We start from the raw sequence: 18,666 nt of genomic DNA, 5'->3' as shown, positions 1-18,666 counted from the left end.
ACCATCGCACGAGGTGAGGCCGGTTTATTGCAGGCGCGTCGCGACTTAGTTGCAGTGTGGTGTATTTCACTTTGGGGCCGAATGATTGCGGGCCGGTCGCTGGGCGTATAAGTAACGGATGCCGCTGTATCTGCACCGCGCCGAGCGCGCTGACGCGTTAGCGGCGCATTTGGCGACATTGCTCGCCGACACTCCCGCCGATCCGTTCACACCGGACGTGGTTGCTGTCGGGGCGAAAGGCATCGAGCGGTGGTTGGCGCAGCGGTTGTCTGGGTCGCTCGGGGCCGGTGCTGGCGTCGACGGCATCGCCGCGAATATCGCGTTCCCGTCGCCTGCCGCGCTGGTCGCGCAAGTAACTCGGCCCGACGCTGACGACGCATGGGCGGCCGACGCGCTCGTGTGGACGGTGTTGCGCGTGCTCGATGAAACCGCCGACGAGCCGTGGGCGGCCGTGCTCGCGCGTCACCTTGGCGTGCCCGCCGACGACGTGCGGCGCGGTCGCCGGTATGCCACAGCCGCGCACCTTGCCGCGCTGTTCGATTCCTACTCCGCGCAGCGGCCGCAGGTGTTGCGCGACTGGTCAGCAGGCAGTGACACCGACGGTGTTGGCGCGCCGATCCCACCCGACTTGGCATGGCAGCCGCCGCTGTGGCGTGCGGTGCGCGAGGCGATAGGGACACCGAGCCCAGCCGAACGACTCGTTGACACCTGCGCGCGGCTGCGCGCCGACCGGTCGCTGGTCGATTTGCCGGACCGCGTGGTGATCTTCGGCCTCACGCGCCTCACCGCCGACCAGGAAGCGGTCATCGCCGCCCTAGCCGAACACCGCGACGTGCACCTGTTTTTGGCGCACCCGAGCGCGGCGATGTGGGCGAAAGTGTCTGGGGGACAGAGTGATTCACCGCATCGCAGCGCCGACCGCACCACCGATCTCGTCACGCATCCGCTCCTCGCCGGCCTCGCGCGCGATGTCCGTGAACTTCAGCAGCGCATCTCGCCGCTGATCGACAGCGACCAGTACCTGCCGTCTAGCCCAGCCTCGACCGACTCGCTCCTACACACCCTCCAACGCGCGATCCGCGACGATGGCGACCCTGCCGACTATCCCGCCGAAGCCGACGGCAGCGTCGAAATCCATTCCTGCCACGGCAGCCCACGCCAGGTCGAAGTGCTGCGTGACGTCCTGCTCGCCGCGTTCGCCGCCGACGACACCATCGAACCGCGCGATGTCGTCATAATGTGCCCCGACGTCGAGGCGTACGCGCCGCTCATCCGCGCCGCCTTCGGGCGACGGGCGGCGGGCGAAGCGCCCGAGCCGGGCACGCACCCCGCGCACGAGTTGCGCGTGCGGCTCGCTGATCGGGGGCGCGCGGTGACGAACCCGGTGCTCGCGGTGATCATCGAACTGCTCGACCTCGCCGACGGTCGCGTCACCGTCACCCAGGTGCTCGACCTTGTCGCGAGCGAAACCGTCCGTCGCCGTTGCGGATTCGATGACGACGACATCGAACGCCTCCGCGAATGGGCCGCCGAAACCGGCGCGCGGTGGGGGATCGGTCAACGTCAACGCGAAGCGTTCGGGCTCGCCGACTTCCCGCAAAACACGCTCAACGGCGCGGTCGACCGCATCCTGCTCGGCGTGACCGCTGACGAGTCGGCTGACGACTGGCTCGACTTGGTCCTGCCGCTCGATGATGTCGACTCCAACGACGTCGACCTCGCTGGCCGTTTCGCCGAGTTCGTCGATCGGCTCGCGGTCTGCCTGCGTGACCTGCGCGGTCCGCGTCCAGCGACCGAATGGACCACCGTCCTGTTGCGTGCGGTCGACCTGCTCACCGACGTTCCGCCCAGCCAATCGTGGGTGCTCGCCCAGGCGCGGCGCGACCTGGTCGCGGCCACCGAACGCGCGGGCGAAACACCGTTGCGGCTCGCCGACGTGGCCGCGTTGCTGACCAGTGGCCTTGCCGCCGCACCCGGTCGCGCGAACTTCCGCACCGGCGATATCACCGTCTGCGGGCTCGTCCCGATGCGTTCGGTTCCGCATCGCGTGACGGTGCTGCTCGGACTCGACGACGACGTTTTCCCGCGCCCCGGCAGCGTCGACGGCGATGACCTGCTCGCGCGCGACCCGCAGCTCGGTGAGCGCGACGCCCGCAGCGAAGACCGGCAGCTGCTGCTTGACGCGATCATGGCGACCACTGAGCGGCTGATCGTGCTGCATACGGGCGCGGACCCGGTCACCGGCACGCGTCGACCGCCTGCCGTTCCGGTCGCGGAGCTGCGGGAGACGCTCGCCGCGCATGTGGGGGCGGAGGCGATGGGTGCCGTTGCGATCCGACATCCCTTGCAGCCCTTCGATCGCCGCAACTTCGAACCGGCGCGCCCGCGCAGCTTCGACCTCGGCGCGCTGGCCGGTGCACGTGCCGCGGCCGCTGAATCATTAAGAGCTAAACCACTTTTGGTTGAGCCGCTACCGCCCGTGTTGAGTGGGGAGGTCGCGCTTACTGATCTCATCGCCTTCGTTGAACACCCCGTGCGCGCGTTCCTCTGGCAGCGCCTCGGTCTGCGGATTCCCGAAGAAGCCGACGAGATCGCCGACCAACTGCCTATCGAACTCGATGGTCTCGCCAAATGGGCGCTGGGCGAACGGATGTTGAGTGCTCGGCTTACCGGCACCGATCCCGCGACGTTGCGTGCGGCCGAATGGCGTCGAGGGACGTTGCCGCCGTTTGGGTTTGGTGCGAAGGTGCTCGATGAGATCGAAGAGAATGTCGAATTGCTGACGCGGGCAGCGCAGCCCGACTACGAGGGCACGCCACGCGCGGTGGACGTCGCCGTTGACCTCGGCAACGGCCGCACGCTGGTGGGGACGGTGCCCGAGGTGCGTGGGGAAACCCTTGTCCGTGCGACGTATTCGCGTCTCGCCCCGAAACATCGACTGGCAGCGTGGGTTTCGCTGCTCGCCCTCGCGGCGACAGAGGACCGTTCGTGGCGAGCGGTCAGCACTGGGCGGGGTGGTTTCCGGTCGCGCCCGGTGAAACGCAGCGTGCTCGTCGCCCCCGAGCCGCCCAGTGCGCGTGAGCTTTTGCGCGACCTCGTCCGCCTGCGTGACGAGGGTCTGTGCGCGCCGTTGCCCGTCGCCGCGACCGCGACGGCCGACTACGCGGACCGCCGCTTCCGCAACGACAGCGTCGCCGACGCCCTCATTGCCGCTGAACATGCCTTCGACGGCGGTGCCAACGGCCCCGACAAGTTCGGCGACCACACCGACCGCTACCTCCGCTTCATCTGGGGCCGCACCCCCCGCTTCGCCACCCTCGCCGCCGCCCCGCCCCCACCGGGCGCCCCCGAAACGACGCACTTCGGCGCCATCGCCCGCCGCCTTTGGGCCGCCCCGCTAGCGGCCGAGCGCGCGGGCGAACAAGCGGATCGGGGACAGGGATGAGTGGGTTGGCGCCAACGAGCAGCATCGGCCGTGTTTGCGCGTCGACTGGCTGGAACTTGGTGCAGCGCAGTCTGGTGGAGCCGACTGCGGCTGCCGCGGTGGGAACGATGGTCGGGCGTCGTTTCTCGACCGCGCCCATGATCGCGGGTCAAGTGAAGCGGGGGCGACGATGACCGGGACTCTTTCCGCTACAACCACATTCGCGTTCGACGCCGCAGGGCCGCTGCCCACCGGCACCACCGTGCTCGAAGCCAGTGCGGGGACCGGGAAAACCCATGCCATCGTCGGGCTCGCCGTGCGCTACGTCGCCGAAGCCGGGATTCCCCTCTCGCAACTGCTGCTCGTCACCTTCAGTCGCGCGGCGACCCTAGAGCTGCGCGAGCGTACCCGCGACCGATTCGTTTCTGTCGCAACAGCTTTGGCGTCGCCGGAGCAAGCGCGCGACAACGCCGACGAGGTGGTCGCGCTCCTCGCCGACGCCGACCCAGCCACAGTCCGCCTGCGTCGCCACCGCCTGCTTACCGCCCTCGCCGAATTCGACGCGGGCACCATCGCCACCACGCACTCCTTCTGCCAACGGATGCTCGACGAACTCGGCATCGCCGGTGAACATGACCCGCGTGCGCGACTTGTCGAATCCGTCGATGACGTCGTCGCCACCGTTGTCGACGACCTCTACCTCGCCCGCTACGCGCGGCTCGGGGTCGGCGAACGGCCGCCCGTCAGCTTGCGCGACGCCCACGCCATCGCGCTCGCCGCCGTCGGTGACCCCCACGCCGAACTCGCGCCCCGCACCGACGGCGCGATCGGGGAACGCGTCAGTTTCGCGACGGCCGTGCGCGCCGAAACCGAACGCCGCAAACGCCGCGACGGCCTGCGCGACTTCGACGACCTGCTCGTCCTCCTGCACGCGGTCCTCGCCGATCCCGTTCACGGCGCTCGCGCCCGTGCCCGCATTCAGGCGCGCTACCAGGTCGCGCTCGTCGACGAATTCCAAGACACCGACCCCCTACAATGGGACATCCTGCGCCTCGCATTCCGCGACGCGGCGACGCTCGTGCTGGTCGGCGACCCGAAACAAGCCATTTACGCGTTCCGGGGCGCGGAAGTCCTCAGCTACCTCGATGCGGTCCGCGTGGCAGGCACCCGCCGCGAACTGACCCGCAACTGGCGCAGCGACGCCGGGCTGCTGCGCGCGCTCGACCACGTCTACGGCGGTGCGGAACTCGGCCACCCCGACATCGCGGTGTACCCGATCACCGCCACGCGCGGCGAATCGCGACTGCGCGGTCCCGCCGAGGTGATCACGCCACTGCGCCTGCGCGTGCTGCCCAATCAGGGTGCGGCGCGCGGCAAGAAATACCCGACCGTCGGAGTGCAGCGCGCGGCCGTGGCCGCCGACCTGGCCGCCGACCTCGTCACCCTGCTCGAATCGGGCACGCTCATCGAAGTCGACCCGCGCCGCGCGGCAGGCCAGCCACTGACCGACCTGGGTGACGGCCGCGTCGGTCGGCCCGTCAGCCCCGGCGACATCGCCGTCCTCGTCCGCACCCGCACGCAACTCGACATCGTGCGCGCCGCCCTCGATCAGGTTGGTGTCGCCTCCGTATTAGCCGGTGGCACAAGCGTTTTCAGCACCGCGTCGGCCACGGACTGGCTCTGGGTGCTGCGTGCGTTGGAGCAGCCGCACCGGGGCGACCGCGTGCGACTCGCCGCGACCACCCCCCTGCTTGGCTACACCCTCGCCGACCTCGACGCGGGCGGCGCGGACCTCGTCGGCCGCATCTCCACCCGATTACGTGACGCCGCACGCCTTTTCGCCCGCGCGGGCTTCGCGTCCATGTTCGACGACCTCGCCACCGCGACCGACCTCGCGCCGCGTTTACTTGCCCGCGACAACGGCGAACGCGACCTCACCGACCTGCGCCACGTCGCCCAACTACTCGACGAGGCCGCGCACACCGAAAGCATGGGCCTCACCGCGCTCACCCGCTGGCTCGCCGACCGGGTGCGTAAACCCGAAACGGGCAGCGTCGCGAGCCGGTCACGTCGACTCGATCGCGACGCCGAAGCCGTGCAAATCGCGACCGTCCACGCGAGCAAAGGACTCGAATTCCCGCTCGTCTACCTGCCTTTCGCGTGGGACAGCGCGAAAAACCCCTACCCGGCGACACTGCTCTTCCACGACGACAACGGCACCCGCGTGCTCGACATCGGCGGCAAAGAAGCGCCCGGGTACGCCGAACGCAAAGCGCGCAGCGAAGCCGAGGAAGCGGGCGAGGAACTGCGACTGCTTTACGTCGCGCTCACCCGGGCGATGTGCCAGGTTGTCGCGTGGTGGGCGCCGTCGGCGAGCACCCGCACCGCACCACTGCATCGACTCCTGCTGGGCCGTCGACCTGGCGAAGGCGCGGTCGCGCGCACCGCTGATGTGCCGAGCGACACCGCGCTGCTGCGCGCACTCACCGACTGGGCGGCGCCGGTGGCCGACGTGGTTTCGGTGAAGCCCGTTGAGTTGGGTGGCGAAGTAGCTGTCGCGCCGCGCAGGCTGCGGACCGAGCCGACAACCGGCGACCTCGCCGCCGCCATTTTCGATCGTCCCATCGATCATCAGTGGCGACGCACGTCGTATTCGGCACTCACCGCGAGCGCGCACGACACCGTCGGCGTTGTCGACAGTGAACCCGAAGAAGGACCCGGCCCCGACGACGAACCGACCGAAGTGCCCCTCACGCCGCCCGCGCCCGTGACTACAGAGGCCGCGCCGTCGCTGATGAACGCGCTCCCGTACGGCGCGGAATTCGGCACCCTCGTGCATAGCGTGCTGGAAACCGTCGACACCTCAGTCGATGATCTGGGCGCCGAAGTGCGTGCGCGGTGCGTGGACGCGGTCGCGCACACGATGGCCGACCTCGACATCGACGTTCTCGCGCACGCGCTCACCGAAGTTCTGCGCACCCCAACGGATTTCGGGTCACTCGCCGCCATCCCGACCCGCGACCGACTCAACGAACTCGAATTCGAACTCCCTCTCGGCGGCGGCGAAACGCCTGGGCCAAGCGCCGGAGTGCACGCGATCGCGACACTGCTGCGCGAGCATCTGCCCGCCGACGACGACCTCGTTACCTACCCCGCGCACGTGGCGGCGCTGCCCGATACCGCGCTGCGCGGATTCCTCACCGGCAGCATCGACGCGGTGCTGCGCGTGCCCGATGCCGTTGGTGGACAACGCTTTCTGATTGTCGACTACAAAACGAATCGCCTCGGCGCGGGCGACCTCACCGTCGACCACTATCGGCGCGAACACCTCATCGCCGAGATGATTCGCTCGCACTACCCGTTGCAGGCATTGCTGTATTCGGTTGCGCTGCACCGGTATTTGCGGTGGCGGCTGCCCGGCTATGACCCGGCGAAACACCTCGGCGGCGCGCGCTACCTGTTCGTCCGTGGCATGGTCGGGCCATCGACACCGGCCGGGGTGGGGTCGTTCGACTGGCAGCCATCAGCGGAACTTGTTGTCGCACTGTCGGATTTGCTTGCGGGGGAGTCGCGATGACGTCGATTCAAGTGGCGCAGCGCGGCACCGGACGGCTGCGGGAATTCAACGAAGCCGGGGTGCTGTCGGCTGCCGACGTGCACGTCGCGGTCCGGCTCGGTCGACTCGGCCGCGAAACCAACGACGACGTGCTGTTCGCGACCGCGCTCGCCGTGCGCGCGATCCGGTCCGGCTCGGTGTGCCTCGAACTGGCACGGATGCGCGAGATCGGCGTCGACGTCGACGAAAACCGGGACACCGCAACGGGTATCGACCCGGCGATGCTGCCGTGGCCTGACCTCGACCAGGTGCTCGTCGCGCTGCGGAAGAGTCCGCTCATTACCGGCGGACAAGCCGGTCCGTTGCGCCCGCTCCGGCTGGTCGAGGCCGATGCCTCCGGCGGTCCGCTGCTGTATCTGGATCGCTATTTCCAGCAAGAACAGGTGTTGCGCCGGGTGCTCACTGAGCGGGCGACCACCCATCCGCTCGTGAACGTTGACATCGCCCGCGCCGAACTCGACCGCCTCTTCGCCACCCCGCTCGGCGACGGCCCCGATCGGCAACGCGTCGCCGCCGCGCTCGCCGCGACCCACTGGACCACCGTCGTCGCGGGCGGTCCCGGCACCGGCAAAACCCACACAATCGCGCGCATCCTCGCCCTACTCACCGCCCACCGCGCCAAGGCGACCCCGAAACTGCCCCCGTTGCGGATCGCGTTGGCCGCGCCCACCGGCAAAGCCGCCGCGCGACTACAGGAAGCGGTGCGCGAGCAGGCGGCCGAGGTTGGCTTGCCCGAGCTGACCGCGTCGACGTTGCATCGTCTGCTTGGGTGGCAGCGCGGGCGCGGCACGCGGTTCAAGCATCACGAGCACAACCGGCTGCCCTATGACGTGGTTGTTGTCGATGAAACGTCGATGGTTTCGCTGACGATGATGAGTCACCTTTTCGCCGCGCTGCGGCCCGATACGCGGCTCGTGCTCGTGGGCGACCCCGATCAGTTGGCGTCGGTCGACGCGGGAGCGGTGCTCGCCGACCTCGTCGCCGGGCCGGTGAGCACCACACCCAATCCCGCGCTCAGCGCGTTGCTCGACGAACCCGATCAGGGATTGACCGCGCTGGAGCAACATCGGTTGAGTGGGGGCATCGTGCGACTGACGCGCGGTCGTCGCTTTGGTGGTCGCATCGCGGATTTGGCCGTCGCGGTCAGGGCCGGTGACGCCGATGCGGCCGTTGAGATCCTGCGCGCGGGCGGCGACGAGGTGTCGTTGTGCGGGGCCGATGAAGTGGCGGCGGTGCGTGCCGATGTCGTTGCCGCCGCGCGTGCGGTCACCGAAGCGGCGGTCGCGGGCGACGCCGTTGGCGCGTTGACCGCACTGGAGTCGCACCGATTGCTGTGCGCGCATCGCCAGGGCCCCTTTGGTGTCGCGCAGTGGGATCGGCTCGCGGGGGAGTGGGCCGCTGCGGCAGGCGCGGGGCCGGAAACCGGTGCGGGCGTGTGGTATCCGGGCCAACCGCTGCTGGTGACGGCCAATGATCATGAGGCGCGGATCTACAACGGCGACACCGGCGTGATCGTGCGCCAACCGGACGGGAGTTTACGGGCGGCGGTGCAGCGGGGCAGTGAACCGTATTTGGTGCACCCGACCCAATTCCCTTCCGTGGTCACAGTTTTCGCGATGACGATCCACCGAAGCCAGGGCAGTCAGTACGACACGGTGTCGGTGGTCCTGCCCGACCCCGAATCGACTTTGCTCACCAGGGAATTGCTCTACACGGCGATCACCCGCGCGCGCTCGCACGTGCGGGTGATCGGAGGCGAAGAATCCATTCGCGCGGCCATTGGTCGGCGCGTGTTGCGCGCGAGCGGGTTGTCGCGGGCGATGCCGGAAAACTAGCGCGAGCGCGACCAGTTCCACGAGCGCCACGTGTCGTCGTTCAGGTCGGCGCGGACCGCGTCGGCGATCTCGCGGCGCTTCTCTTCCGGGAGTCGATCGAGGGCCGGGAGAATGTCGGTCGAAAGGCGGCGCAGGTAGTCGATGTCGAGCGCCTGATGCGAGCGACCGGTGCGCGCGTCGTAGGACTCGGTAGGTACGACGGTCGGGCCCTGGTCGGCCCAGCGGTCAATATTGCGTTGGGCGATAACGTATTCCGGGTTCAGAATCGCGAGACCGATCAGCGTCACCATCGCGGTGCCAACGGCAGCGCGCGGCAGCCAACTCCACCGCAGTCGAAGCACGGCCGCGATCGTGAGCAGGTAAAGCAACCCGATCCATAGCTCGCAGGTGGCGACAAGCAGCCGCAGCACGGTGAACCCGTACGCCTGCTGGTAGGTCCACATGCGACCAAGCGCCGAGCACACGATCACCAGCGAAAGCGCGCTCGCGACGCAGAGCAGCACCCGCAACCAGAGCCGATCGGCGACGCTTTCGCGCGACGCCCAGCGCAGCACACTCAAGATCACCGCGAGAGTCAGGACGCTGACGGCCGACAGTTGCCAGAACCCACTTCGCGCGTACTCGGCGTAGGTGAGCCCGGCGGTTTCCTGGACGTAGTCATCGCCGCCGAAGAGCGCGACGGCTTGCGCGGCGAGGAACACCGCGAACAGCACGGTGAGCGCGCCGACCGGAAGCACCCACTCGCTGCGCGCCCACACCCGGCTTGGCTTCACGCCAGCACGCGCGGCAGCGGGCGGCCCGGCGAGGAGAAACAGCGCGCCGAGCGTGGTGGTGACGAGAACAGCGAAGAGGATGACCCACTGCCACACCAGCGCCGAATCAACCTTCGGCACAAGGTTAGTGAGCATCTTCGCGAACGTGGCGTCGGCACCGCCGAGCAGCGGAACGAAGATCAGCAGCACGAGCACGGTGGCCGCGAGCGACACCCCGTACTTGCGGGCGGCGGAACTTTCCGACACTTGCCGATCCCGCACCCCGGCGACGGCCCACGGCGCTGCGGAGAAAGTGGCGAGCGGAACGGCGAAGAGGTCATGCGCGATCCCGCGCGCAGTGGGCCGCCCGAGCACCGCGAGCGACCCGGCGACACCGGCGGCGAGAACACAGAGCGCGAACAGCCACCCGGCAGCCCGAACCGTTCCGACGCCGAGCAACACGAGCGCCGCAAGCGTCCACCAGACCCGAGACCCGGCCCACCACGCGCGCTTCGCGGTTGCTACCGCGTCATCGGAATGAGCGACGGGCGACGGTGCCGGGTCGGCCTGGCTGTCCGACGCTGAGTCGGTGGCTGCGGGGTTGGGGTTGTCCGACACTGCCTCCGCGACAGCGGACGCATCGGCGGTCGCCGAAAGCTCGTTATCTTCGCGCACATCGGAAGTCGTTGCGCTGCTTGCCAATTGCGACTTGCGTGCGCGGCGGTCGACAATCGTCAGCCCCGTCAGGGCCGCACCTCCCGCGATCAACCAGCCGATACCGGGGCGGTCGAGCGGAACGACGGTCGCGCCGATCGCGCCGACCGCGAGCGCTGCGGGCAGCACCCCAGCCGGGCGCGCTACACGCCGCCAAGCAGGTTGTGCGACAGGCAAAGTCGGGATCGGGCGCGGCCCTCTTGGGATCGGCGGCATCGGCCCCACCCCCGCAGACGTCGCCGCGTCCGCGTCGCCGCCCTCCGGCAACCGCCAACTCGGCACCCACGGGCTCACCGGCGACGGAGTTGAGCGCGCCTCCATCGCCTTAACGAGCGTGGCGACCTGACTAGGCGCCGCGCCCTGTGGCGCCGCTTCGGTCCGCGCCTCGCCAGTCGAATCAGCTTGCGCCCCGGCGGGACTATCAGCCGCCGCAGAGGGCGCTCCAACGCTGGCCGCAGTAGGCGAATCAGACTGCGCTTCCCCGGAATTCGTTGCGGAACCGGCCGACGAAGAGTCGTCGCCAGCAGCGGCAGGCACGACGTTTTCGTCGACCGTTGGTGACTCGTCCCGACTCTCGGGAGTCTGCTCAGGCATGTTCTTCCCCTCATGTAGGTATGCGTGATCCTCACTCGGCCACCTTGGCGAGCGGTTACAGGTTGGTTGGGTATGGGAGCTAAGCGGGGCTAGGCAACGTGACGCGGATGCGGGAGCCGGGAGCGGCGACGGCGATCGTTCCGCCGTGCAGTTCAACCACCCACCGGGCGATGGCCAGGCCGAGGCCGGTCCCGCCGTCGCCCGCGCGGCCACCCTGGGTGAAGCGGTCGAACACTTTCGCGCGTTCGGCTTCGGGGATGCCAGGGCCGTCGTCGGCGATCTCCAGCACGATGTGGTCGGCCTCCGCGCACGCCGACACCCGCACCTCACCGCCGCTCGGCCCGTGACGCGCCGCGTTATCGAGCAGGTTGAACAGCACCTGATGCAGGCGGGCGCGGTCGGCGGGAACCACCGCGTCAGCGGGCTCCACCGACGTCGTGAACCGCACCCCACGTCCCAGCGCGGCCGTCATCACTTCCGCTTCGGCAATCACCTCGGCGAACAACGGCGCGACCGGCACCAGCTCCCGGTCGAGCGGGCGCGCACCAGCCTCAATGCTGGACAGGTCAAGTAATTCCGAGACAAGCAGCCCAAGCCGCTCGGTCTGGGCAAGCGCGGTACGAAGGGTGGCCGGGTCCGGCTGCGACACCCCATCAACAAGGTTCTCCAGCACGGCATGCAGCGCGGTGACCGGCGTGCGCAACTCATGCGACACGTTCGCGATCAACTCTCGGCGAGCACGATCGGCGAAGGCGAGGTCGGCTGCCATCTGATTGAACGCGACAGCGAGCTGACCAACCTCGTCGCGCGAGGTGGCACGCACCTGAAAGCTGTAGTCGCCGTGGGTCATTCGACGCGCGGCCGCCGTCATTTCCCGCAGCGGGCTCGTAATCCCATGTGCGAGCACCTGCGACAGCACGAGTGCGATCAGCATCGCGGTGAGCGTGGTGAACAGCGGCAGCCAGCCGATCCGCAACCAGAAGTACCCAAACGCGACCGCGCCCGAAAACACCATCAGCAGTGCGAGTTTCACCTTGATCGAACTCACCGGGTCAAGCGGACGGGGAAGCCACCTCATGAGCGCGCGTCCAACGCGTAACCGACCCCGTGCACAGTCCTGATCAGATCGGCACCGAGCTTGCGCCGCAACGCTTTCACGTGACTGTCCACCGCCCGCGATCCCGCCGCATCCGACCACTCCCAAATATCGGAAAGCAACCGTTCCCGCGCCAACACCGCACGCGGCCGACGGGCAAGCCGCACCAGCAAATCGAACTCAAGCGGCGTCAGGCGCGCTTCAGCGTTACCCCGCCACACCCGACGTTCGGTGAGGTCGATCCGCAAATCGCCAACCACAATCCCGGGCGCGTCCTGCTCGCTCGACCGCTCAACCCGCCGCAACAACGCCTGCACCCGCGCCGCAAGCACCCGCATCGAAAACGGCTTCGTCAGATAGTCGTCAGCACCGACCCCGAGCCCGACCAACTGATCGGTTTCGTCAGTGCGCGCGGTGAGCATCAACACCGGAATCGGCCGATCAGCCTGAATCCGCCGACACACCTCAAGCCCATCGAAACCGGGCAGCATCACGTCGAGCACGACGAGGTCGGGGGCGTCGGCCAGGACCGCGGCGACTGCCGACGGTCCATCGTGTGCGGTCTCGACGGTGAAGCCCGACGCCGCCAACCGCGCGGCAACCGACGCGGCGATCGTCACGTCGTCATCAACGACCAGGATGCGGCGGTTGGGGCTGGGTTCCATGCGTTGACCCTAACCAGCGACTGTGGAGAGCTCGGGCGGCAGTTGTGGAGATTCTGTGTGGATCTCCACCACTGCCTTATTCGGCGATCAGCCCGGGCAGTTCCATCGCATACGCGAGGTCGTCGCGGGTGCCGAGCGTGACCAACAGGACGCGAATCATCACCAGGCGCGCTTCCGCGGTCAACGCGGCGTCGGGCTGGGTCGCGGGTTCGGTGCCAATCGCGAGGCGATAAACCAGGTACTCGCACACGTGCAACGCGGCGTCCATGTCAAGGGGGGACGGCGCTCGCCTGCCTAATTCGGCGAACGCTTTGCGGACAAGCGCGCGGATGTCGTCGAGGGCTCGCTCGCGATAGGCCGACACCGGCGAGCCAGGGTCGTGCAGCTCGGCGAACAGCGGCCGCAGCATCGTGCCGTGCCCGCGCGCCCAGTCCATGTAGGCGTCGATCAGCCGAATGCCCAACTGCACCGGCTCGTCCGACCCGCTCAGCGCCGTCGCGATAGCGCTGACCAGGCCATCGTTCGATGCGTCGAGTACCACGTTCAGCGGCTCGGTCGCGTTCGGGAAGTAGCGATAAAAGGTGGGCCGCGCCAAGCCTGCCTGCTCGATGATCGACGCCACCGACAGCCCACGTGACCCGGAACGGGCGAAAACAGCGGCCGTCGCGTCGATGATGCGCTGGCGCACTTCTTCGGCCTGTTCAACGGTTTGCGGAGGACGTCCACGACGCACCGCGGCGGTTTCCCCTGACACCACTGCTGCCACACCTTTCCTCACCGTTGCCGCTTTTGGGCGGAAAGCTTGACACAGGACCGGACTCAGCTATTAATCTAACACTAGTGTTCAGCAAATAGCTGAAAGCCATGCCATCCTCTCTTTTAGGAAGGGCCGACAATGACGACAGCCCCCGAGCTGACCGCCGAACCCACCGCCCTGCCGACCGCGCTGGTTCGGCCGCTGTTCGAACGCGCCGTCGCCGGTGGCGCGCCCTCGGTTCCGGTCCTCGCGCCCGCCACCGGTCACAAGATCGGTGACCTGCCGCAGTCGTCGATCGAAGACATCGAGCGCGCGTTCAAGGTCGCGCGCCACGCGCAGCGCGACTGGGCCAAGGTGCCGGTCAAGCAGCGCGTTGAGATCGTGCGCCGCTTCCACGACATCGTGCTTGCCGAGCAGGACGCGATCCTAGACATCATCCAGACCGAAACCGGCAAGTCGCGCCCGCACGCCTTCGACGAAATCGCCGACGTCGCGTTGAACGCCCGCTACTACGCAACCGTCGCGCCGAAGCTGCTCGCCGACCGCAAGCCTCGCGGCGTGCTGCCGGTGCTCACGTCGGTCGAGGTGCACAACCGGCCCAAGGGCGTCGTCGCGGTGATCTCGCCGTGGAACTACCCGCTCGCGCTCGCCGTCTCCGACGCGCTTCCCGCCCTGATCGCGGGCAACGCCGTCATCGCGCGTCCCGACAACCAGACCGCGCTCACCACGCTGTGGGCACTCGACGCCGCTGAGCGCGCTGGCCTCCCGCGTGGTGTGTGGCAGGCCGTCCTTGGTCGTGGTCGCGAGATCGGTGGCGACGTGATCGCCCGCGCCGACTACGTCGACTACACCGGTTCGTCGGCCACCGGCCGCACGATCGCCCAGCAGGCTGGCGAGCGTCTCATTGGCTACTCGCTTGAGCTTGGCGGCAAGAATCCGCTGCTCGTCCTCGACGACGCTGACGTGTCCAAAGCCGCGAAACTCGCTGTGCGCGCGTGCTTCTCGTCGGCAGGCCAGCTGTGTGAGTCGATGGAACGCATCTACGTCGACGCCAAGGTCTACGACCAGTTCGTCGCCGAATTCGTTGGCAACGTCAAGAACATGTCGCTCGGCGGCGAGCTCGACTACAGCCGCGACATGGGTTCGCTCACCTTCCAGCGTCAGCTCGACACTGTGCGCGCCCACGTCGACGACGCCGTCGCCAAGGGCGCGAAGGTGCTCGCTGGCGGCCGTGCGCGTCCCGATCTTGGCCCGTACTTCTACGAGCCGACCGTCCTCGTCGACGTGGCCCCTGGCATGACGCTCTACCGCGAAGAGACCTTCGGCCCCGTCGTTTCGGTGTACAAGGTCGACTCCGATGAAGACGCGATCGAAGCCGCCAACGACACCGCCTACGGTCTCAACGCCAGTGTGTGGAGCCGCGACACCGAGCGTGGTCGCGCCGTCGCCGCCCGCATCAACGCCGGTTCGGTCAACGTCAACGAGGGTTTCTCGGCCGCGTGGGGCAGCATCGACGCGCCGTCGGGCGGGCTCGGCATCTCCGGTCAGGGCCGTCGCCACGGTCCCGAGGGCCTGCTCAAGTACGTCGACACCCAGACGGTGGCGACTCAGCGTGTGCTGCCACTCGCGCCGCTGCCCGGCATGTCCGAGCAGACGTGGGCCAAGACGATGACGCTGGTCTTCGGCGTCATGAAGACGCTGCGCCAGAAGTAACCGAGCGCGTAGCGAAAAACCAGAGCAGGGGATCGACGTATGAAGTTGGAAACTGTCGCGGGCAAACGAGTGCTCGTCACCGGCGCGGCCATGGGCCTCGGCCGGTTGTTCGCCGAGCACGCTGTGCGCGAGGGCGCCGACGCTGTTGTGCTGTGGGACATCAACGAATTGGCGTTGCGTGACACCGCGGCGCAGCTCACCGCCGAAGGCGGCAAGGTGCACACCCACATCGTCGATGTGTCGTCGCCCGACAGCATCCGCGAAGCCGCCGAGCAGGTGCGCAAGGAGATCGGTGGCATCGACATCCTCGTGAACAACGCGGGCATCGTGCGCGGCAACACCTACTTCTGGGAAACCGAGAACCGCACCGACATCGACAAGACGATGGCGATCAACACCCTCGCGCCGATGTATGTGACGCTCGAATTCCTGCCTGGCATGGTCGCCGGTGCTGGTGAGGCGCGCGTGCTCAACATCGCGTCGTCGGCCGGCCTCGTCGCCAACCCGCGCATGGCCGTGTACGCGGCGTCGAAGTGGGGCGCGCTCGGTTGGTCGGATTCGGTGCGTATCGAGTTGGAACAGGCCGGTCACGACCACGTGAAGGTCACGACGGTCTGCCCCACCTACATCAACACCGGCATGTTCGAAGGGGCCAAGGGGATCCTGTTCACCCCGATGCTCGACCAGAACGAAGTGGTCGACACGTCGTGGGACGAGATGAAGAAGGGTGGCGCGCTTGTCGTGCTGCCGTGGACGTCGCGGATGAACCGGGCACTCACCGGTTTGCTGCCGATCAAGGTACGCGACTTCTACCTCAACGCGGTTGGGGTGTACCACTCGATGGACCACTTCACCGGGCGTAAGTAGTTCGGTTGACCCAGATTCCCGTCGTCGGCGCGTAGGTGTCGGCGGCGGGGATTTGTGTTGTCGGTCAACGGGTTCCGACGACGACGGTCGCGTAGTACTCGGCCGAACGCTCGATGCGTGCGCGCATGCCTGCGCGGGTAATCACGTCGGCCGCGAGTTCACCCTGGTCGGCGCTCATTTCGACAAGCACGCGGCCCCCGGGGGCGAGCCAGTCGACCGCGCCGTCGATCACCCTGCGAAAAATCGCGAGGCCGTCGATGCCGCCGTCGAGCGCGTGGGGTGGCTCGTGATCGCGCGCTTCGGGCGGCAGGGCGGCGAGGTGGGCGGTTGGCACGTACGGGGTATTCGCGAGGAGCAGGTCGATGTGGCCGCGCAGGTGCGGTGGAAGGGCGGCGAAGAGGTCGCCTTCGTGCACGTCGCCGATGCCCGCGAGGTTGTCGCGTGCGCAGGCGACGGCGACAGGGTCGATGTCGGCGGCCGACAGTGCGACGTCCTTACCATTGGCGCGCAGTTCGGATGTCGCCGTGAGCCCCAAAGCGCCTGTGCCACAACACAAGTCGACGAGGGTCAACGCTGCCTCGCGGGCGCTCTCTATCGCGATGTCGACGAGAAACGCCGTCCGCTGACGCGGCACGAACACCCCGGCCCGCACCCCAACGCGCACCCCGCGAAACTCGGCCCACCCGAGCAGGTATTCCAGCGGGACCCCGCTCACCCGCTGCGCGACGAGCGCGCCCAGCACGTCCGCGTCGTTGGTCGCCTCAACGAGCAGCGCGGCCTCGTCCTCGGCGAAGACACACCCGGCCGCCCGCAGTCGCGCGACGATCTCGCCCTTGCACTCCCAGACGCCCTCGGCTCCGATGAATTCCCGCTGCTCGATGTTGCGCTCCACGCGGCCCAACTCGCTCATCAGCTGATTGTGCATCGCGTGCGGGCGGCGCGGTTGCGGTGCCCTTCCCGGTGGCGATCCGGTCAGACGATAGGGTTGGCGACCGTGGATACCGCTTCGCTGACCGGCAAAGACCTCGCCGCCGCCATCAACTCCGATACCGCCAAGCGCGCCGCCGCCCTCGCCGACGCCGGTGCCGCGCCAACGCTCGCGTTGGTTGTCGCCAATGACGACTCAGCGAGCACCTGGTACGTGAACTCCCTGCGCAGGGCGGCGAAGAAACTCGGAATCGAGTGCGACCGAATCGATTTGGGTGCGTACGCCAGTGCCGCGCGGATCCGTTCCGAACTCACCGCGCGCAGCGCCGACCCCGCCGTCGACGCGATCATGCTGCAAACGCCGCTCCCCGCTGGCGTGACCCTTGACGACGTGAGTAGCGCGATCGACGCCCGCAAAGACGTCGACGGCGTGAGCCCGCTTTCACTCGGCCTGCTCGCCGCCGGCCTCGACGGTTTCGTGCCAGCCACCTCCGAAGCGGTCGTGGAACTGCTTGTCCACCATGAGATTCCGCTCGAAGGTCGCACCGTCACCGTTGTTGGTCGCTCCAACATCGTCGGCAAGCCGCTCGCCCAACTGCTGCTCGCCAAAAACGCCACGGTGACGGTCGCGCATTCGCGCACCGCCGACCTCGCCGCCGCCACCTCGGCCGCCGAGATTGTCGTCGCCGCCGCTGGCCGCATCGGCCTTGTCACCGGCGAGCACGTGAACGAGGGCGCGATCGTCATCGATGTCGGCACCAACGAATCCGCTGACGGCAGCATCGTCGGTGACGTCGACGCCGCGACCGTGACCGGCAAAGCGGCCGGGCTGAGCCCGGTCCCCGGCGGCGTCGGGCCGGTCACCACCGCGCTGCTTATGCGCCACGTGGTCGTCGCCGCCGAAAACGCGCGCGGCTAGCTACTGCCCGCGAACCGGCCCGATCGAGCTGATCACGGACTTGTCGCCCACCTTGGTTGTCCCAACCAGTTGGGCGTTGTACTGAATCGGCACCGAATCGGGTCGGTACTCGGTGATCACCACGTAGTACTGCCCGGCGAATGCGGCCGGGGTGATGTTCAGACAGTGCGTTGTCCCGACCGGAATCGTGTCGATGCCCGCCTGAATATCGCCACTCGACGGCGCGGTCATGTCCGGCGCGACGGACGCGCGAGCCAGTTCACCGGAGCGGGCAACGTAGTAGGCATGCTGAAACGCGAGAATCGCCGCGATCCCACTGTCGCTGCCGCCGGGGCCGTTGCTTTGGAACCGACTACCCACATGTTCGGTCGGACAGGTGCCCCCAGCGACAACCTGATTCGGCAGCGGCGTGCTCGATGACGTGGATTCTGGTGCGGGACCGCCGAATTGGAGATACGCCCCGCCGATCAGCGCGGCCGCCGCGACGGACGCGGCGAGCGGCGCTGCCCAGCGGGGGAGGCCGAACGGACCGGTTTGCCGCGACCGGTCGAGCATGCGAGCGAAGGCGTCGTCGCGATTGGTCGGTTGGAACGGGTGCTCGAAAGCTGGTGCGCGCGACGAGGATTCGCTGACCGCGCCCGAATCTGGCTCAGGCTCAACCCAATGCGCCCACTCGCCCCGAAAATCGCCTGGCCCGTCAACCCGCACGGCCGCGAAATTGTCCGTGTCTGGCCCATTGTCGGGCGCCCCGAACGCATATTCGCTCGACGAACCCGCTTGCCCCGCA

General features: G+C 68.2%; 12 protein-coding genes. 6 read left to right on the top strand and 6 right to left on the bottom strand.

What is annotated here, in order from left to right:
- Positions 1–118: 118 nt before the first annotated feature.
- The 3 genes from recC to recD all read left to right on the top strand — a co-directional run bounded on the left by recC (position 119) and on the right by recD (position 8,875).
- Entirely contained in the window at positions 119–3,445 is a 3,327-nt protein-coding gene (gene recC, locus IEX78_RS03530; RefSeq protein WP_188827240.1) for an exodeoxyribonuclease V subunit gamma, read from the top strand.
- 169 nt (positions 3,446–3,614) lie between these two features.
- Positions 3,615–7,001, top strand: coding sequence for a UvrD-helicase domain-containing protein (locus IEX78_RS03525; RefSeq protein WP_188827239.1), 3,387 nt, complete (start codon positions 3,615–3,617; stop codon positions 6,999–7,001).
- On the top strand, positions 6,998–8,875 hold the full coding sequence (gene recD, locus IEX78_RS03520; protein WP_188827238.1) for an exodeoxyribonuclease V subunit alpha: 1,878 nt from the start codon (positions 6,998–7,000) through the stop codon (positions 8,873–8,875). The genes IEX78_RS03525 and recD overlap by 4 nt, the downstream gene beginning before the upstream one ends.
- Here recD and IEX78_RS24070 read toward each other — a convergent pair.
- The 4 genes from IEX78_RS24070 to IEX78_RS03500 all read right to left on the bottom strand — a co-directional run bounded on the left by IEX78_RS24070 (position 8,872) and on the right by IEX78_RS03500 (position 13,453).
- A complete protein-coding gene (locus IEX78_RS24070; protein ID WP_229683681.1) occupies positions 8,872–10,935 on the bottom strand; it encodes a DUF4153 domain-containing protein in 2,064 nt (687 codons plus the stop codon). The genes recD and IEX78_RS24070 overlap by 4 nt on opposite strands.
- A 79-nt stretch (positions 10,936–11,014) precedes the next feature.
- Positions 11,015–12,013, bottom strand: a complete 999-nt coding sequence (locus IEX78_RS03510) for a HAMP domain-containing sensor histidine kinase (protein WP_188827237.1) — start codon at positions 12,011–12,013, stop codon at positions 11,015–11,017.
- Entirely contained in the window at positions 12,010–12,696 is a 687-nt protein-coding gene (locus IEX78_RS03505) for a response regulator (RefSeq protein ID WP_188827236.1), read from the bottom strand. Before IEX78_RS03505 ends, IEX78_RS03510 begins: the two co-directional genes overlap by 4 nt.
- A gap of 76 nt (positions 12,697–12,772) precedes the next feature.
- The gene (locus IEX78_RS03500) at positions 12,773–13,453 is read right to left on the bottom strand and encodes a TetR/AcrR family transcriptional regulator (protein WP_308426510.1); all 681 of its coding nucleotides are present in this window, start codon (positions 13,451–13,453) and stop codon (positions 12,773–12,775) included.
- 138 nt (positions 13,454–13,591) lie between these two features.
- Between IEX78_RS03500 and IEX78_RS03495 the strand changes: the two genes are divergently transcribed.
- The gene (locus IEX78_RS03495; protein WP_188827235.1) at positions 13,592–15,166 is read left to right on the top strand and encodes a succinic semialdehyde dehydrogenase; all 1,575 of its coding nucleotides are present in this window, start codon (positions 13,592–13,594) and stop codon (positions 15,164–15,166) included.
- A 39-nt stretch (positions 15,167–15,205) separates the two neighbouring features.
- Positions 15,206–16,033 carry an SDR family NAD(P)-dependent oxidoreductase gene (locus IEX78_RS03490; RefSeq protein ID WP_188827234.1) on the top strand — a complete coding sequence of 276 codons (828 nt, stop codon included), beginning with the start codon at positions 15,206–15,208 and terminating at the stop codon, positions 16,031–16,033.
- A gap of 64 nt (positions 16,034–16,097) precedes the next feature.
- Here IEX78_RS03490 and IEX78_RS03485 read toward each other — a convergent pair whose 3' ends face one another.
- Positions 16,098–16,943, bottom strand: a complete 846-nt coding sequence (locus IEX78_RS03485) for a putative protein N(5)-glutamine methyltransferase (RefSeq protein WP_188827233.1) — start codon at positions 16,941–16,943, stop codon at positions 16,098–16,100.
- A gap of 84 nt (positions 16,944–17,027) precedes the next feature.
- Here IEX78_RS03485 and IEX78_RS03480 point away from each other — a divergent pair, with 84 nt between their 5' ends.
- Entirely contained in the window at positions 17,028–17,879 is an 852-nt protein-coding gene (locus IEX78_RS03480) for a bifunctional 5,10-methylenetetrahydrofolate dehydrogenase/5,10-methenyltetrahydrofolate cyclohydrolase (protein WP_188827232.1), read from the top strand.
- Here the strand turns inward: IEX78_RS03480 and IEX78_RS03475 are convergent, their stop codons facing one another.
- Positions 17,880–18,587, bottom strand: coding sequence for a DUF8176 domain-containing protein (locus IEX78_RS03475; RefSeq protein WP_188827231.1), 708 nt, complete (start codon positions 18,585–18,587; stop codon positions 17,880–17,882).
- Positions 18,588–18,666 lie beyond the last annotated feature (79 nt).

The organism is Nocardia camponoti (assembly GCF_014646135.1).
GTDB lineage: Bacteria > Actinomycetota > Actinomycetes > Mycobacteriales > Mycobacteriaceae > Nocardia > Nocardia camponoti.
The sequence above is the reverse complement of the archived record's forward strand: the minus strand, read 5'-3'. Positions and strand labels throughout refer to the sequence as shown.

What these genes read in the sequence shown, in the direction of transcription:
- recD (WP_188827238.1), top strand. Translation starts at nt 6,998, where the DNA reads ATGACGTCGATTCAAGTGGCGCAGCGCGGCACCGGACGGCTGCGGGAA.
- IEX78_RS03505 (WP_188827236.1), bottom strand. Translation starts at nt 12,696, where the DNA reads ATGGAACCCAGCCCCAACCGCCGCATCCTGGTCGTTGATGACGACGTG.
- IEX78_RS03490 (WP_188827234.1), top strand. Translation starts at nt 15,206, where the DNA reads ATGAAGTTGGAAACTGTCGCGGGCAAACGAGTGCTCGTCACCGGCGCG.
- IEX78_RS24070 (WP_229683681.1), bottom strand. Translation starts at nt 10,935, where the DNA reads ATGCCTGAGCAGACTCCCGAGAGTCGGGACGAGTCACCAACGGTCGAC.
- recC (WP_188827240.1), top strand. Translation starts at nt 119, where the DNA reads ATGCCGCTGTATCTGCACCGCGCCGAGCGCGCTGACGCGTTAGCGGCG.
- IEX78_RS03510 (WP_188827237.1), bottom strand. Translation starts at nt 12,013, where the DNA reads ATGAGGTGGCTTCCCCGTCCGCTTGACCCGGTGAGTTCGATCAAGGTG.
- IEX78_RS03525 (WP_188827239.1), top strand. Translation starts at nt 3,615, where the DNA reads ATGACCGGGACTCTTTCCGCTACAACCACATTCGCGTTCGACGCCGCA.
- IEX78_RS03485 (WP_188827233.1), bottom strand. Translation starts at nt 16,943, where the DNA reads ATGAGCGAGTTGGGCCGCGTGGAGCGCAACATCGAGCAGCGGGAATTC.
- IEX78_RS03495 (WP_188827235.1), top strand. Translation starts at nt 13,592, where the DNA reads ATGACGACAGCCCCCGAGCTGACCGCCGAACCCACCGCCCTGCCGACC.